This is a genomic window from Globicatella sulfidifaciens DSM 15739, from assembly GCF_900167405.1.
In the GTDB taxonomy this organism is placed as follows: domain Bacteria; phylum Bacillota; class Bacilli; order Lactobacillales; family Aerococcaceae; genus Globicatella; species Globicatella sulfidifaciens.
Genome location: NZ_FUWO01000020.1, coordinates 16,336 through 33,530, shown reverse-complemented (window position 1 = coordinate 33,530; position 17,195 = coordinate 16,336). Strand labels below are relative to the sequence as shown.

Below are 17,195 nucleotides of genomic sequence, written 5' to 3'. Positions count from 1 at the left end.
AATATTGGCCTGGAACAGGCCTTAGTTAAATAGCTTAGACCGCTGTTTTGCTTTGAAATAAGCGGAACAAGTCATGAGTGTTCCTAGAAACACGCTATTTTAATGGCGTTGTAGTTCATGTTATGATGTTTAACCAATTTTGACGAAAGTGTGAATTTAAAAAGACCTTTTATTAAGTAGTTAGACTTTACAGTGAAATTCATTGAATAAGCTATTTTCCTGTGATATTATAGGCACATAGTTATAAAGATAGGAATTTAATTATGATTTCTATCAATAAGTGATCAAGTTTATGGAGGCCCTAAAATGAAAAAATTAAGTAAATATTTATTAATCTCAGCGTTGACCTTAGGATTAGTGAATCCAGTTTTCGCACAAGAGGAAACAACGACTGAAGAAGAGGTCACAAACGAAGCAGTGAGTGATACAACGGTTGAGGAAACCGTTGCTGAAACAGTATCAGATGGTTTAGATGAAACTGAAGATGTGACAGATCAAGTGACTGAAGCTACAGCTCAGTATGTGATTGAAAATAGTTCAACACGCAAGTTTGTCTTTGATAATGAAGAAGTGGCACCTCAACCTTGGGAACAAGTGAAGGATGCTGCGGCCGCAACTGAAGCAGAAGATGGCTTAAAAGACATGAATATCGAATGGGGACGTTTAAATACTGACTTATATAGTGGTGACGAGGTAGTATACGAAGCAGGGACACCTGTTTTCCGTGTGGTCAACCATGGTACGAAAAATACCAGTGATTTTGCTATTTTTGGTACGATTACTTATCCAGGTGCTGAAACTTTTGGACATGTAGCTGCACAATATGTTGACTCTGAAGGCTTTACATATGTAGAAGATGCTGGCACTGAATCAGTAGATGTCTTTACTCAAGCAGAAGCTTTTAAATCATCGGCTTTAGAAAATGCTACGGCACGTTTGAATCCGGCTTTAGATGACGAATTACCACCATTAACAGAGCAACTATTATTTACTGAAAATGCTGAAGGTGTGTTCGAATTAACTCCAAAAGTAGACGAAGAGACAACTGCTGAGGAATCTGAAGACACAACTGCTGAAGGCGACGAAACTTCAGAAACAACTGAAGAAACATCAGCCGAAGGTGATGAAACGTCAGAAACAACTGAAGATACAACAGCTGAAGGCGACGAAACGTCGGAAGAAGCTGAAGACACAACAGCTGAAGGTGACGAAACGTCAGAAACAACTGAAGAAACATCAGCTGAAGGCGACGAAACGTCAGAAGAAGCTGAAGACACAACAGCTGAAGGCGATGAAACGTCAGAAACAACTGAAGAAACATCAGCTGAAGGCGACGAAACGTCAGAAGAAGCAGAAGAAAAAACTTATGTTGTTGCCGAAGGTGATACGTTAAATAAAATTGCTAAAGAATTTGGTGTAACAGTAGAAGCATTAAAAGCTGCCAATAATTTGACTGATGATAATATTTTTGTTGGTCAAACACTTAAGATTCCAGCAAAAGGGGAAACTGAAGACACTGGTAACGCAGAAGAAACACCAACTCTATCAGTCTCACAAGAAACTTCTGTCATCACCACTACAACGAAGGATGGCAAATCTTTACCACAAACAGGTGAAAGAAACGCTACAATTGTAATCGTGGGTGCGTTAGTTTTAGCAGGATTAGGTGTCGCTTTAATTACCTTTAATAAGAAAAAAGATAATAAATAATTATTAAGTCTCTCTTTCAACAACCAAAAGTTTGAAACTTTTGGTTGTTTTTTCATTTTGATATGGGAAAAGACGAAGCGTAAATCATTTAATTTTATATTTATTGTCTAAGCGTAGATTGCTTTTATACCTATATATTAATGATCAAGCGTGCTGTTGTTACAAAGTTCAACCGGTTTTGAGTTATGCGCTTTCGTGACTGCTAAAAGGAAAGTATAAATTTTGTAGTCGTATAATGGCGATTTATTAGAGGGGTTTTTGTGATGTAAGTTTCAGTTTAACTGGTTTGTCTAACTGCGAGAGGGATTGTAAATTGGTATTTTAATTTGTGCATAAATCAAACCATATATACTGATTAAATAAAAATTTAAGTTTGCTTTCAGTAATAGAGGATACCTTAAAGCCAACTGTGAACTAAAGGTGACTATCATCGAAGTCCCGTTCTTTTCAACCAACAAAAAATCCCTAGTACTTTTAAAAAGAGTACCGGGGATTAAATGGTTTTTAAGATAATGAGCATAAAAATCACGGCTCATCTTCTTAATTTTTATATCTAAATTAACGAGTAGATTTTAAAATAAATGAAACTACCAGAATGAGAATAATCGCTCCTAATAAGGTTGGAACAATTGCAAAGCCGGCAACTTGTGGTCCAAAGTCAGAGAATAAATTACCACCGATCATTGAACCTAAAATACCCGCAACCACGTTTCCAATTACTCCACCTGGTAAGTCTTTTCCTAAAATTAAGCCTGCTAACCAGCCTAATACTCCTCCGACAATTAATTGAATAATTAATCCCATTATAATTACCTCCTAAAATATTTTTATAAACTTTCTTTTATTTAGTTTATATCTATATCATATATGAAAAAGAGGGGTAAATGCAAATATTTTGATTTGATAATCAATTATTATTTTTAAGTAAATTTTTCTAATATGGTCAGTATAAATTTTTTGTTATAAATACGTTTCCATGTTATAATAGTAACTGTAAAGTACATTCAGAATATAGGTCTAACAACGGATAGCTTGTTTTATCCATGACATAATATTCGGAAAAACCAAGAGAAACAGAGAGACTCAGAAGGGTGTGAAATGACCTTCTAAATATATTTTACGAGGAGTGAATAAAATGGGAAAATTTAAAAAAGGATTAGGTTTTGGTGTCGCAATTGTAGGAGCTTATTTATTAGCAGAGAAATTTTATCCAAAACAAACAGAACATTATAAAAATGAAATGGGCAAACGATACCAAGATGCTAAAGATGAATTAAATATAATGAAAGATAAAACAATTGAACAAGGTCAAGATTTTGCTAGTCTTGCAGGTCTTGCATCTGATGAAACAAAAGAAAATTTTGCACATGCTCAAAAAGACGTTGTTAAATCATTAAAAGAATTATCAGGTAAAGTAGGTAAAGTAGTTTCAGATACAAAAAATAATCTTACTGACTTAGATGATAATGATAAAGTGGTAGATACGTTAGTTAAAGGTGTTACACAAGTTAAGGATGAATTAACGAGTTCATTCGATGAAATCTTAAGTAGCTTTAGTACTCTAAAAGATGGGGTAAAAGAAACGACTGATGCTGCTCTTGAGCTTTCAGAAGAAGTCGTGAGTGAGTAATTTAATAGAAGTCAGTTAAGGATTAACATGATTTGCTGAATGACTAAAGGTTTAGAAGTATCTAAGCCTTTTCCTGTTCTATTATTATGAACTCTGTCCAGTAATAGTATTGATTGGTAGGTTTGGGAGAACTTTTGGTAACCAAACTTACTTTTTTTGTGTTTTAAGCAAATATTTATATAAATGCCAACATTTTAAAAGTGTTTTTTGTTATTATATAATAAGAATGAATTTGATAAGTTTGAGTGGGTGAGAGAATTGAGTAAGAAGAAGCGAATACTGAGTTATGATGGGATTAAAGGGATATCGATTATTGCAATTATACTTTATCATCTTTTCCCTAGTTATTTACCAGGTGGTTTTTTAACCGTTAATACCTTTTTAGCAGTGGGAGGGTATTTCTTTACTTATAAAGTAGAGCAAATTGAGTTTAACCGTGCGCGACGCGATTGGCTATCAATTTGGCATTATTTTAAAAATACTTTAGCAAGAATATTTTTCCCATTACTTTGGATGATGGGGTCAGTCGTGATTGGTTTATTAATCTTTGATCGGGTGCAGTTGTTATCGATTCGCAATGATTTATTTTCGGGTTTATTTCTTTATAATAATTTGTATCAAATTTCTGCTGATAAATCTTACTTCGTTCGGATGACCGAAGCATCTTTATTTACTCACTTATGGTATAACAGTTTATATATTCAATCGTTTGTTTTGGCGATGGTAGGGGTCCTTATTACTAAATTTTTAAATCTTAAAGGGGCCGTTAAGGCGATATTATGGGCATTAATTGCGGGTGTGAGTCATTTTGCACTATTATGGCTTTATGTGCCTGGTCAAGACCCTTCGCGTGTTTACTATGGAATTGATACGCGCTTTTCATCATTTGTACTGGGTATTATGACGGCCTATATGATTCCGGTCTTATTAAATCTATTTTATAAAGTCAAAGCTAAAAAAATTTTGTATTACCTGATTGGTATCATCAGTTTAATCGGTTTTGTGGGGATGCCATTTTTTGTTAAAGACCAACAACCTGAAACCTATTACTTCTTTATGCCTTTGTATTCAGTTTTAAGCATGTTGCTGATCTTTTCGATTACTGTCGGGGTGCCATTAGTGCGCAAGGTTTTTGAAATTCAACCATTACCTTGGATTGGGCGCCGTTCTTATTCTTATTACTTATGGTATTATCCAGTTATTGTTTTATGGTTCAAATTACAACGTCAATTTGATGGACGAATGTATTGGCTTTATCTATCGATTGCGATTTCTTTAGCACTAGTCAGTGAATTGACTTATCAATTGATTGAGCGCCAACGTTTGATTCTTCCTTTTACGACCAGTTTTAATTGGAAAGAAGATTGGCGTGAGTTTCAATTAAATAATCGTAGTTTATGGTTAGCGCCAGTTGGCCTGTTATTATTCGTGATAATGGGAGCGGGTTGGGTGATGTCGCGCAATGATAAACCACTAACGCAATTCCAATTAGAGTATCAATTAAAGCAAGTTCAACCGAGTTTATTTGAGATAGCTGACAAAGATGAGCGTGCGATTCATAAAGTAAAAACAAAAGTTGATCAGTTAGAAAAAGAATTAGATGTTACATTGACTTCTAAAATTGAGACGGAAAACTTTTTTGACATCGCCAGAACAGCATTAGTTCAAACATCCGGTGTTGGAGAGGAAGTGACTCAAATTACTAATGATAATGCCGACATTATTAATGAAATTAATGCACTTGACCCTGAGTTAGCTGCTTTAGTACCAGATGAAGTGAAATTATTCGCTTCGAAGATTCGCGTAAGTTTCTTTGGCGATTCGCTGATTTTATTATCGGCTCCAAATGCGTTAAATGTGTTTCTTAACTCTAATGATTTGGGCGTCAAAAGTTTACAAATTTGGAAAGCTGTCGGTGTATTGATTGATTGGATTAGTACGGGAGAAGTCAATGATATTCTCGTTTTCAATTTGGGAACTAATGCTGGATTAGATGATCAAGGGATGGAAGACCTTATCGCGGCAGCTGGGGACCGTCAATTGTTCTTTGTAAGCTCAAATTCGGCAGTTGAACACCGTGATTCTGTTAACCAAATTATTAAAGAGTATGCTAATAAATATGACAATGTCCATGAAATAGATTGGTATAGTTATGCGAAAGACCATCCTGAATTTTATTGGGAGGGCGAAGGGGTCCATCATACACCTGAAGGGGCAGACGCATTTGCAGCCTTTACAGCCCAAGAATTATATCGTTTCTATAATGGCCAAGTGCCAGAATAAGCTATGACGGTTGATTTTAACTAGTGATGTGAATTTTTGGCAGAGTAAGCTGTGATGGTTGATTTTAACTAGTGAGGTCATCTTTTTGATTCCTTAGCTTAATATTTGGTAAAAATATTAAGAAAAGGGCGCTTACCCCTTGCAACTTCTGTCAATTTCATGTAAATTATATAGGTGGTCGTCTGTCGCTGTGTAATACCGATGTTTGACTATGCAATTATTAATTACCCATCCTTAGTTTTGCGAATCACCAACGCATTACTTTGGATGTGGCATACTTTAAAAGAAAGGTGGAAAATATTATGGCAATTTCTAAAGAACGTAAAAACGAAATCATTAAAGAATATGCTATTCATGAAGGAGACACTGGTTCACCAGAAGTACAAATCGCTGTATTAACTGAAGATATCAATGTTTTAAATGATCATATTCGTACACACAAAAAAGATTTCACATCTTATCGTGGACTTATGAAAAAAATTGGTCACCGTCGTAACTTATTAGCTTACTTACGTGATAAAGATGTTCAACGTTACCGTGAACTTATCCAACGTTTAGGTCTACGTCGTTAATTCATCGAGACTTTGAAGGATGGCTCACGCCATCCTTTTGTTTTATTGATTTGTTATTTTACATCCAAGAACCAAACGTACCTATACAAATATGAGCCTATGTTTTAATAGGTAGGTTGATATTTGTTTAGCTATGTTGAAGTCTTGGATAAGATTTTATAAAAGGAGTTTATTATGGCAGAAAAACAAGTTTTTAGTACCACTTTAGGCGGTCGTCCGTTAACCGTCGAAATCGGCGAATTAGCCAAGCAAGCCAATGGTGCGGTTTTAGTCCGCTATGGCGATACCGTTGTCTTAACAGCAGCAGTTGCTTCTAAAAAAGCTACTAGTGGGGATTTTTTCCCATTAACTGTTAATTATGTTGAAAAGATGTATGCGGTAGGGAAAGTACCAGGAGGCTTTATTAAACGTGAAGGGCGTCCTTCCGAGACAGCGACGTTAACGAGTCGTTTAATTGATCGTCCAATTCGTCCAATGTTCCCAGAAGGGGTACGAAACGAAATTCAAATTACCAATACAGTTTTATCAGTTGATCAAGATTGTACGCCAGAGATGGCGGCGATGTTAGGTTCATCTTTAGCTTTAGCAGTATCTGATATTCCATTTGATGGTCCAATTGCTGGCGTTAATGTAGGACGTGTCAATGGTGAATTAATCATCAACCCAACCGTTGCTCAAGATGAAGAGTCTGATATTGAACTAACGGTAGCCGGAACCGCTACTGCAATTAACATGGTAGAATCGAGTGCTAAAGAAGTTTCGGAAGCGGAAATGTTAGAGGCATTATTATTTGGACATGAAGCGATTAAGGAATTAGTCGCTTTCCAAAATGAAGTGGTGGCTGCTTGTGGTAAAGAGAAATTCGAGTTAACCTTAGCGACACCAAATGAAGAAATCGTCGCAACTGTTAAAGAACGTTACCAAGATATTATGGTAGCGGCTATCCAAACCGAAGAGAAAAAAGCACGTGAAGCAGCGGTTGAAGCTGTTATGGAAGCAGCTCAAGAATTTTTTAATGATGAATTAGGGGATGCTGCTGACAAAGAAGAATTATTAAAAGACGTCAATACAGCGTTACATGATTTAGAAAAAGATGAAGTACGTCGTTTAATTACGAAGGAACGTGTACGTCCGGATGGTCGTAAGATTGACGAGATTCGTCCATTAAGTTCATCTGTTGGGTTATTACCGCGTACCCATGGTTCTGGTTTATTTACCCGTGGGCAAACGCAAGCATTATCTGTTGCGACTTTAGCACCTTTGGGTGAACATCAAGTGATTGATGGTTTAGGAGCAGAAGATATGAAACGCTTCATCCATCATTATAATTTCCCTAACTTTTCAGTCGGTGAAACAGGACGTACGGGGAGTCCAGGGCGTCGTGAAATTGGACATGGTGCTTTAGGTGAGCGTGCATTAAAAGAGGTGATTCCTTCTGTTGAAGATTTTCCTTATATGATTCGTGTTGTGTCAGAAGTGTTAGAATCTAATGGTTCATCTTCTCAAGCATCAATCTGTGCGGGGACTTTAGCATTAATGGATGCTGGGGTACCAATTAAAGCGCCAGTAGCTGGGATTGCGATGGGATTAGTGATGGAAGACGAAGACTATACGGTCTTAACCGATATCCAAGGTTTAGAAGATCATTTAGGAGATATGGACTTTAAAGTGGCGGGTACTGCCAAAGGTATTACGGCTTTACAAATGGATATTAAAATCCAAGGGATTACGGAAGCTATTTTAACCGAAGCTTTAGAGCAAGCGAAAAAAGCGCGTGCTGAAATTCTAGATGAATTAATTAGTACTTTAGCTGAGCCACGTAAGGAATTAAGTCCGTATGCACCGAAGATTGAATTAATCACAATTGATCCTGACAAGATTAAGGTAGTCATTGGTCGTGGTGGTGAAACCATCAACGGCATTATTGATGCGACTGGTGTTAAGATTGATATTGATCAATCGGGTGCCATCAGTGTGGCGTCATCTGATGCTGAAATGATTCAAAAAGCTATTGATATGATTAATGCATTAGTTAAAGAAGTTGAAGTGGGTGAGACTTATGAAGGAATCGTTCGTCGTATTGAAAAATTCGGTGCTTTCGTAGAAGTGTTACCTGGTAAAGATGGTTTAGTTCATATTTCAGAATTAGAGCATCGTCGTGTGAATAATGTGGAAGATGTCTTAAAAGTGGGCGATACGGTTCAAGTGAAAGTAATTGAAATTGACGATAAGGGTCGTATCAATTTATCGCGTAAGGCATTACTACCTAAAGATTAATTGAATAGTCAATGATTTGAATGCTGGATTGTTCTTATGGATGGTCCAGTTTTTTTGTTTTGTTGGTAAGGATGATGGTTAGTTAAAGGGTGTTGCGGAGTGAATAATTTCCGTTTATGAGTCATTATTAAAGTGTAATGGTGTTTTTCATAATTCGTTAGGAGATTGTTATTAAAGAGCAATGGCACCGTCTTTCTGTTCACTTCGTGGAACATACAGACTTAAATTCTTGAGGTTTTCTAATTCACTGAAGTGAAAAGAAAACTCATGCAGAATTTATGCTTAACATTGCTAATAACAATCTACTAACTTATTATTATGCTTAGCGTTGCTATTATGACTCATAAACTAACTGTTAAGCATTCATAAAAAAGGGAAAGAGAAAGTTTTAAAATAATTCTTTGTTAGTTTAGTAACATTAAAGAGTTATGGGACCGTCTTTCGGTTTTCTTCGAAGAACCTACAGACTTGATTTTCTGAAGCGCTGTAAGAACTAAAGTTCAACAGCGTTCATGCGAAAATACATCCTGGTCATTACTAATGATAATAAACTAACGTTTAACCATCCATCATAAAAAAGGGAAAGAGAGATTTTTAAGTGGGTGAAATTTTCCTCACGAAAAATTTCTGCTGATGCCTTTCACCTTCGGGAAAGGTAGGATGTAGATTGCGGTTATATTAGACTTTAGCCGAATGTCATTGGGTCCGGCTGGTATAGCTAGCATTAGTTGATTGTGTGTTGCGCTGGTTTAAAAGGTTCGTGCTAGTTTAAAATCAGCGTTTCCGATTATCTTAACACGTACTGGTCGCTGTGGTAATGCTGTAGCTCTCCTAATATCCTTCATTAGGCCGGACAAAACTTTAAAAATTCCGTTTGAATCCTTTTTTTATTTTATAGTGCAGTGGTTGAATGAAATCAAACTGCGTCTAAAAGTCTTGTTTGATACCTACTCCCAATCCATTTTAAAGTGAGTCCACTAAGTAAAGCAGGGGGCATTTATCCTTTCCTCTAGGCTATTTTCATTGAGCACTCCGGTCGGTAGTCTTGATTATTCTTGACAATGTGACACAGTGTCAAGAATAATGAATTCAATAATGAATAATTTTGTCGGTGATACACGCTTAAGTGTGTTACATACGCACACATTAGTACTTGGATTTGTGGTATTATTAGTCTTTTATCTACTAATTAGAAACTACTCCTTGAATAGTGTATTAAGTCTTAAAAAATCTTATTTAATCTATGTAGGGGGGGTAACCTTTACTTTAGTCATGATGGTTTTCATTGGCATCTATCAAATTACCGCTCAAGGACAAGATTTAATTAATATTAAAGCAATCGAAGGAATGTCTGGTTTAGGTCACATTATTTTAGCGCCGGTATGGTGAAATTACTGGTGAAACTATATCGTTTAGAAAATACCCAAGTTAAATAATATTTACAGGTTTTGCCCTAATTATGTCCCTCAGGGTTTAGCTCATGCCTTCAATAGGTAATGAGCTTTTTTATTTGCATTAGGCACTACCTTGTTGTTAAGGAAGTACGTTTTATGAGGAGAAACATATAGGCACCATCCACGTTAACATTTTTACAGAATATGCTCTATCAACCACTAGTTTTAAATTTTTCGAGGATATTATATTATGAATTAGGCGAACAGCAATTTATTTGATACAGTCGTAGATAATAGTTTATGCATGAGTGATAAAAGTATTTGCAATCTACTCACATTAGAACTTTATGCATGATTTCAGCCTATTCATTAGTTTTTCAAACAATTAAGTACTTTTTAGTCCTATTTTTTAGTATTCATGATGGTGAAAAAAGTATCACTTGAGGAAACGCTTATAAAAGTCTACAATAGACTTAGTTGATTATGTAAAAGTTAGGAGCATACTATGAAGTTCAGCAGTAGAAAAATTCGTTTAATGGGAACTATCATCGAAATAAAAATTTTACATCATGATGCTGAACCGATTTTGGATGAAGCGGAGTCATTATTACACCAATATAATATGCGTTTTAGTGCCAATGATAGTCGTTCCGAATTAATGCAAATTAACTTAAATGCCGGTGTACAACCTGTTAGGGTCCATCCCGAATTATTTGAGCTAATTGAATTAGGTTTATCACATAGTTTGGCTCCTGGAAGTCATTTGAATATCTTGATGGGACCAGTGGTTCAATTATGGCGTATTGGCTTTGATGATGCACAATTACCGACCGGTACAGAGATTATGAAGCAATTAGCTTTGACCAATCCTAAAAAGCTTCAGTTAAATAATTGGGATTATTCGGTCTATTTAATGGAACCTGGTATGAAAATCGATTTAGGAGCCATTGCGAAAGGGTATATCGCCGATAAAGTTTGTGCGATGTTAAAAGATCGAGGTGTTATGTCAGGTTTTATCAATTTAGGGGGTAATGTCTTAACCTTTGGCCCAGCGGTGCATCACGCTGATCAATTATGGGTGATTGGAATTCAAAATCCTCAGAAAGCTCGTGGCGAAAATATTGCGCTTTTAAAAATAGCAGAAGAGTCCGTTGTAACATCAGGAGTTTATGAACGGGTGCTTGAATTGAATGGCCAGCGGTACCATCATATTTTTGATCCGAAGACAGGGTATCCGATGGCAACTAATATCGACAGTATTACGATTGTTTCTAAAAAATCCGTCGACTGTGAGATCTGGACGACCCGTTTATTTGGGAAAGATATTCAAACGATTATGAACGAAGTAGCACAGCATCCTGAATTAGAGGTAATTGTGATTACTAATGAAAATGAAGTGTTTTATTCAAAGGGATTACACAATCGTCTGTTTATCGATAATTAGAAAATTTATAATTGATTTTCAAGGGGTATTGATAAATCAATTAGATAGTAGCAACGCTATCTAAAATAATGGTTTAGAGCGACAAATTTGATAAAAATTTAGTCTTAATAATCGAAAGAAGGTGTTAATATCATTACATCTAAGTGTTTAACAGAACATCATTGTATGCTGCAAGTCCCAATCTTTAATCATTTAGAAGCAGACTCGTTAGCGCTGATTCACCAAAAGATTCATGCTGTTGAGTTTAAAAAAGGCGAGTATTTGTTTCGTGCTGAGGAGCCTACTAATACTTTATACATTATTCAAAGTGGCGCTGTTCGTTTGTTTCATCTTTTAGAATCTGGAAAGGAACAGCTAATTCGAATTTTGAAACCGGGTGATTTTATTGGAGAATGGAGCTTGTTTTCACAAGATAGGCAATACGAAGACTATGCGTATGCTTTAGTTGATACTAAGGTATGTCAACTTTATGCTGATGATTTTAAAGAGGTTCTTTTAAGTTATCCGGCCGTATCATTAAAAATTTTGGAAGAAATGTCGCGTCGTTTACAAGCTTCAGAAAAGATGACCTCACGAGTAGCGAACGAGTCTGTTGGTACACGACTCGTCAATTATTTATTAGGCCAGCTACCCGGTCAAGCATCTGATGCTCATCTTATCAACTTGGAACTATCAAGAAAAGAGTTAGCCGCTTTTTTGGGGACTACGCCTGAAACGATTAGTCGAAAATTTAAAGAATTGGAAACTTTAAATATCATTAAATCTTTATCACCACGAAAGATTAAAATTATTAATTTCGACGGCTTACTGCAATATGCAAATTAGTAGCTTGACACTTTACTAAGTGATTAGGAAAATCTGATGTTTTTTAAAAAAAATATTAGGTTTTTATTTGTGAATATATAATTTCAATGTTAAAATAAAATTAATTTATAGATGAAGAGTGTTCAAAAGACTAAGAAAATATTAGTGAGTATGTAATATCAATTAAAGCCTAGAACATCGGATTTTTTATAGTTGATGTGCTTTCTTCTTGGAATGTTTTTATTAAAAGTTACAAACCTAGGTATTGTTAGATTTTGGCAAGAGGAATCAAATATTAATAAAATGAGGTGTATAAAAAGTGAAATTGATTGGAATTGTTGGAACAAATTCAATTAAGTCTACTAATAGACAATTATTGGAATTTATACAGAAAAAATTTAGTGATAAAGCAGAAATTGAATTAATTGAGATTTATGAATTTCCAGTTTTTAATAAACCCGTTGATAAAACGGTTCCAGAAGTAGTGCAAAAAGCAGCTGATAAAATTGAATCTGCTGATGGAGTGATTATTTCGACTCCTGAGTATGATCATTCTTGTCCTGCTGTTTTGATGAATGCAATTGCTTGGTTGTCTTATGGTATTTATCCATTATTAAATAAACCTATAATGATTACTGGAGCATCATATGGGACATTAGGATCTTCAAGAGCTCAAAGTCAATTAAGACAAATATTAGATGCCCCTGAAGTAAAAGCACGTGTGCTACCAAGTTCAGAATTTTTATTAGGGAATTCTCTTCAAGCTTTTGATGAAGAAGGTAATTTGAAGGACGAGAAATTAGTAAAAGATCTAGAACAAATTTTTGCAGATTTTACACTATTTATCGAATTTACTGCGCAATTAGTTGAAGCTAAAAAGTTAATGGAGGAACAAGTTAAAAACTTTTCTTGGGAAAAATAAGTAAAGGAGCGATGTTAAGTGAAATTGATTGGAATTGTAGGTTCAAATGCCGAAATATCTTATAACCGTAAGTTATTACAATTTATACAGAAAGAATTTAAAGATTTATTCGAGTTAGAACTATTGGAAATAAAAGATGTTCCAATGTTTAATCAAGATTTTGATCAGTCAGATAGTTTTGCTGTTCAGTATATTTATAATAAATTAATTCGTTGCGATGGTGTGATTATTGCGACACCTGAACATAATCATACCATCCCAGCGGCATTAAAAAGCACCTTAGAGTGGTTATCATTTAAATTACACCCATTCAAAAATAAACCGGTCATGATAATGGGTGCTTCGTATTTGGAGCAAGGTACATCACGTGCTCAAGTACATTTACGAAAAATTTTAGATGCACCAGGTGTTCAGGCATATGTTTTAACAGGAAATGAGTTTTTATTAGGTAAAGCAAAAGAGGCATTTGATGATATGGGAAATATTAAAAGTGCTGGGACAGTTTCTTTTTTAAGAACTTGTTTGGAAAATTTTGTCAAATATATTGAGGTAATTAAACCTTTACAAGAACCACTACCGACACAACCTGAAGATTTATTTTGTACTAGCCCAATCGAAACAACTATCACTGAAGTAGACCCTGATGATCCAGAGTGGGTGGAGAAGGCTGCAGAAGTGGTTGGGGCAGCAGAGGGAAATGATTATGTACGTTTAGACCATGGGGTGCTAACTGTTAATCAATTAGACCGATTCTTACGAGCTTTACCATTTGAAGTCACATTTGCGGATGAAAATAATCAATTCTTATATTATAATCATGCGCAAAATGCTAATACAATGATGGCGCCGCGTATACCATCTCAATCAGGAAGTCGTTTAGGAACTGTTCACCCTCCACGCACATATAAAAATGTGGAATATTTAATTGCGAATTTACGCGCCGGTAATCAAGACTACTTTAGAACTATTGTTCCGGGAACAAGCAAAGATATTATCAATGTGCATCATTATGAAGCCATGCATCATGCTGATGGATCGTATGCTGGCATTAATGAAGTAGTCTTTAATTTTAAACCGTGGTTAGACTGGTATTTAAATGAGACTGGACAAAAATTAGTCAATGCAACAGGTGAAGTGGCGACATCAGTCGATGCAACGAGTGGTGCTTCATCTAAAGGTCATACAGATGTCAGCCCTGAAGCAGATGCAACGAGTGGTGCTTCTGCTCAAGAAGCTAAATCAGCCAATACAACTATCAATGTAGTCGATGCATCTAGTGGTGCTTCAGAAAAATAGATGACTTGTTTGATAGAGATACTAGTCAATCATTCGAAAGTTAACTTAATTAGTTCTCGATGATTCTATCATAGATTAAAGGTGATTTAATAAGTCCAAGGAATGTTTATCAATTATTCTTTGTACTTTTAAATTATTTTCTAACCTTAAAGAAAGCTATATAAACTCTCCTTAAAGTAGACAGTTGGAATGAAACACTACTTTAGGGAGAGATTTTTTGTATCAATTATAAATTTTCGTTGCGGTTAATAGGAGATAGTAGGGACGAAATAATAAAAAAGAAATTGATTTTTTTACTTTGCATTTTACTGATTGAGTATAACAATGGATAAAACTTGATGTAGGACAATTTTTTTAATCAATTCTTAAGATATACTCTGATTGTAAGTGGGTAAAAAGATGAAAAGATGGATTTTTAATCACAAAAATTCGCTTATGTTGTTTCAATTATTACTCATAATTCTTGCTTTTAGTAATCTTTGGCTTTTCAAAATGAGCGTGGTCACTGATTTTAGTTTTTTAGTCGCAGGGGTTTTGGAGTTGTTCCATTATTATTTCAAGCAAATTTAAAATTTAATTTTGAAGAGCCAGTAGTTAATATAGAGATAATTAAAGAAAAAATTGAAGCGATGGGTTACCAGGTATTAGATATCAAATTAAAATAAGGAGCAATCGTCATGTCACAATTAAGTATTTTCCTATTAGAAAATGAACAACAAATGAATTTATACATCCAAGCAATTTCCAAAGTGCATATAAAAAATCATCCAGAAGTATTAGAAATCCAAAATTTATACCAAAATATTTTGCGGAAAATTAAAAAAGGGCCGATGGATGTTTCTTATGAATTTAAACGATTAGATGAGATTACCGATCACTTTTCAACCCCAAAAGATACATGCCAAACCTATGATGCGGTGATTGAATTTCTAAAAGAAGCATTTTATTTAAATAATGAGTTTGTAGGTTAAATTATCAAACAATCAATAGGTGAATTAGACAACATTGTTTAGTTGGGGTTTAGTATAAAGGATGTCATGCGAGTTGATAGTCGATAAGGTTAATTATTATATTATTGATTGCTTACCAAATTACACTTCATAAAACGTCTAATTAAGTTCAAGAGTTAGTACAATTTAATAATATTGGCGCTTCAATTACATTGATACTGTAGATTCTTCCGATCGTTATCTTGCATAGGTAAATGAAACGGTAAAATTAACTTCTTATAATCAATTGGCTTGACTTATTGTCGGTAAAAGTATTTAATAGAGTGTATAGGGTTATTTAGAACTGTTATAATTAAAACGGTTTATAACTCACAACTTAAGAATATTAGATGTAAGGAAGGTTTTTATGACAACGATTATTAAAGTCGATAATTTGTCGATTGCTAATGAAAGGCAAGCAATTATCAATCAGTTATCATTTGAAATACAACAAGGAGAATTTGTTTCCATTACGGGTCAATCAGGTAGTGGTAAGAGTACAGTCTTAAAGTTTTTGGCTCAATTAAATGACCCAACTTTGAAAGTGAGTGGCAGTTATCAATTATTAGGAAAAGATGTCAATGACTACTCACCGATTGAATTGCGTCAAATTGTTTCTTATTTTTATCAAACACCGAGTTTATTCGGTGATACGGTCCGTGATAATTTAGCTTTTCCTTACGAAATTCGTCATGAAGAATTTGATGATCAACGTGCGATTGAAATGTTAAACAATGTGGATTTATCGCAAAGTTTTTTAGATAAAAATATTAAATCTTTATCTGGAGGCGAACGTCAACGAGTTGCCTTGATTCGTAATTTAATGTATCCTTCGAAAGTCTTGTTATTAGATGAGATTTCGAGTGCATTAGATTTTAATACGCGTCAAATTATTTGGTCATGGCTTGAAAGATATCGTCAAGAGCATGATGCTACTATCTTAATGGTTAGTCATTTAGATGAAGAGCATGAAATGACAGACCGTAAAATTGAAATTGTGAAATTAGCGGAAGGAAGTGATGTTAATGAGTAATAATTTACAAGCATCACCATTTTCATTAGTCTTAGCTTTTGTCTTTGTGTTAATGGCGATTGGTATTTCATATCGTGAGAAATTAAAATTAGAAAAAGAAATTGTCTGGTCCGTTATTCGAATGATTGTTCAATTAGTAGCCGTAGCTTATGTTTTAGGTTATGTCTTTGAAATGGACAATTTTTGGTTAACGTCAGGTATGATCTTAGTAATTGTGATTAATGCCTCCATCAATGCCGCTAATCGTGGTAAAGGATTAAATCAACCTTTATTGGTTTCCTTTATTGCATTAGCTTCGACGACTGTTTTAACATTGTCTATCTTAGTCCTGTCTGGAAACTTGAAATTTATTCCGTCACAAATGATTCCGGTTACCGGGATGATTGTCGGAAACTCGATGAAATCAGTCGGGTTAGTTTACTCAAATTTATTCCAATTATATAAAGATCAAGAACAAGCAGTTTTAGAGAAAATTTCTTTAGGCGCCAATCCTTATCAAGCGTCGCATAATGTCATTCAATTGACGATTAAAAATGGGATTCAACCAACAGTCGATGGGATTAAAACGACTGGTATCGTGAGTTTACCTGGGATGATGTCAGGGTTAATGTTAGCGGGAGTCGATCCTTTAAAAGCGATTGTCTATCAAATTATGGTGATGTTTATGATTATTGGGGGGACTTCCTTTGCGATGATCATTGCGACGTATTTATCTTATCGTTCATTCTTTAATGATCGTTATCAATTAAACACTCGCTTAAAAGAAATACAATAATAGAAGTAAGACCTAGAGATTAGCTTGAAGCATTTTTCAGGTCATATGTGCAATAAATGCGAGAGT

14 protein-coding genes are annotated in these 17,195 nt (G+C 34.9%); 13 read left to right on the top strand and 1 reads right to left on the bottom strand.

The window, feature by feature from the left end; genetic code table 11:
- Window positions 1–306 precede the first annotated feature (306 nt).
- Entirely contained in the window at window positions 307–1,710 is a 1,404-nt protein-coding gene (locus B5D12_RS08880; protein ID WP_078756488.1) for a LysM peptidoglycan-binding domain-containing protein, read from the top strand.
- Between the two features lie 558 nt (window positions 1,711–2,268).
- On the opposite strand, the gene B5D12_RS08875 is transcribed toward B5D12_RS08880, so the two are convergent.
- Window positions 2,269–2,514 (bottom strand): GlsB/YeaQ/YmgE family stress response membrane protein, encoded by a 246-nt coding sequence (locus B5D12_RS08875; RefSeq protein ID WP_078756486.1) that lies wholly within the window; start codon window positions 2,512–2,514, stop codon window positions 2,269–2,271.
- A 331-nt stretch (window positions 2,515–2,845) separates the two neighbouring features.
- On the opposite strand from B5D12_RS08875, the gene B5D12_RS08870 reads away from it, so the two are divergent.
- The 12 genes from B5D12_RS08870 (at window position 2,846) to B5D12_RS08815 (ending at window position 17,129) form a co-directional block, all read left to right on the top strand.
- Complete coding sequence (locus tag B5D12_RS08870; protein ID WP_078756485.1) at window positions 2,846–3,340, top strand: hypothetical protein; 495 nt, start codon at window positions 2,846–2,848, stop codon at window positions 3,338–3,340.
- Window positions 3,341–3,598: 258 nt separating this feature from the next.
- Entirely contained in the window at window positions 3,599–5,623 is a 2,025-nt protein-coding gene (locus tag B5D12_RS08865) for an acyltransferase family protein (RefSeq protein WP_159443917.1), read from the top strand.
- Window positions 5,624–5,925: 302 nt separating this feature from the next.
- A complete protein-coding gene (gene rpsO, locus B5D12_RS08860; protein ID WP_066126785.1) occupies window positions 5,926–6,195 on the top strand; it encodes a 30S ribosomal protein S15 in 270 nt (89 codons plus the stop codon).
- Window positions 6,196–6,369: 174 nt separating this feature from the next.
- A complete protein-coding gene (gene pnp / locus B5D12_RS08855; RefSeq protein ID WP_078756483.1) occupies window positions 6,370–8,472 on the top strand; it encodes a polyribonucleotide nucleotidyltransferase in 2,103 nt (700 codons plus the stop codon).
- A gap of 1,095 nt (window positions 8,473–9,567) precedes the next feature.
- A complete protein-coding gene (locus B5D12_RS08850; RefSeq protein ID WP_159443916.1) occupies window positions 9,568–9,861 on the top strand; it encodes a DUF2871 family protein in 294 nt (97 codons plus the stop codon).
- Between the two features lie 510 nt (window positions 9,862–10,371).
- Complete coding sequence (locus tag B5D12_RS08845; RefSeq protein ID WP_078756481.1) at window positions 10,372–11,310, top strand: FAD:protein FMN transferase; 939 nt, start codon at window positions 10,372–10,374, stop codon at window positions 11,308–11,310.
- A 165-nt stretch (window positions 11,311–11,475) separates the two neighbouring features.
- Window positions 11,476–12,135, top strand: coding sequence for a Crp/Fnr family transcriptional regulator (locus B5D12_RS08840; protein WP_078756480.1), 660 nt, complete (start codon window positions 11,476–11,478; stop codon window positions 12,133–12,135).
- 298 nt (window positions 12,136–12,433) lie between these two features.
- Window positions 12,434–13,036, top strand: coding sequence for an NADPH-dependent FMN reductase (locus B5D12_RS08835; protein WP_078756479.1), 603 nt, complete (start codon window positions 12,434–12,436; stop codon window positions 13,034–13,036).
- Window positions 13,037–13,054: 18 nt separating this feature from the next.
- Entirely contained in the window at window positions 13,055–14,332 is a 1,278-nt protein-coding gene (locus B5D12_RS08830) for an NAD(P)H-dependent oxidoreductase (RefSeq protein ID WP_078756478.1), read from the top strand.
- A 677-nt stretch (window positions 14,333–15,009) separates the two neighbouring features.
- Entirely contained in the window at window positions 15,010–15,303 is a 294-nt protein-coding gene (locus B5D12_RS08825) for a hypothetical protein (RefSeq protein WP_078756477.1), read from the top strand.
- 385 nt (window positions 15,304–15,688) lie between these two features.
- Window positions 15,689–16,354, top strand: coding sequence for an ABC transporter ATP-binding protein (locus B5D12_RS08820; RefSeq protein ID WP_078756476.1), 666 nt, complete (start codon window positions 15,689–15,691; stop codon window positions 16,352–16,354).
- Window positions 16,347–17,129, top strand: coding sequence for an ABC transporter permease (locus tag B5D12_RS08815; RefSeq protein WP_078756475.1), 783 nt, complete (start codon window positions 16,347–16,349; stop codon window positions 17,127–17,129). The genes B5D12_RS08820 and B5D12_RS08815 overlap by 8 nt, the downstream gene beginning before the upstream one ends.
- The last annotated feature ends 66 nt before the right edge of the window (window positions 17,130–17,195 follow it).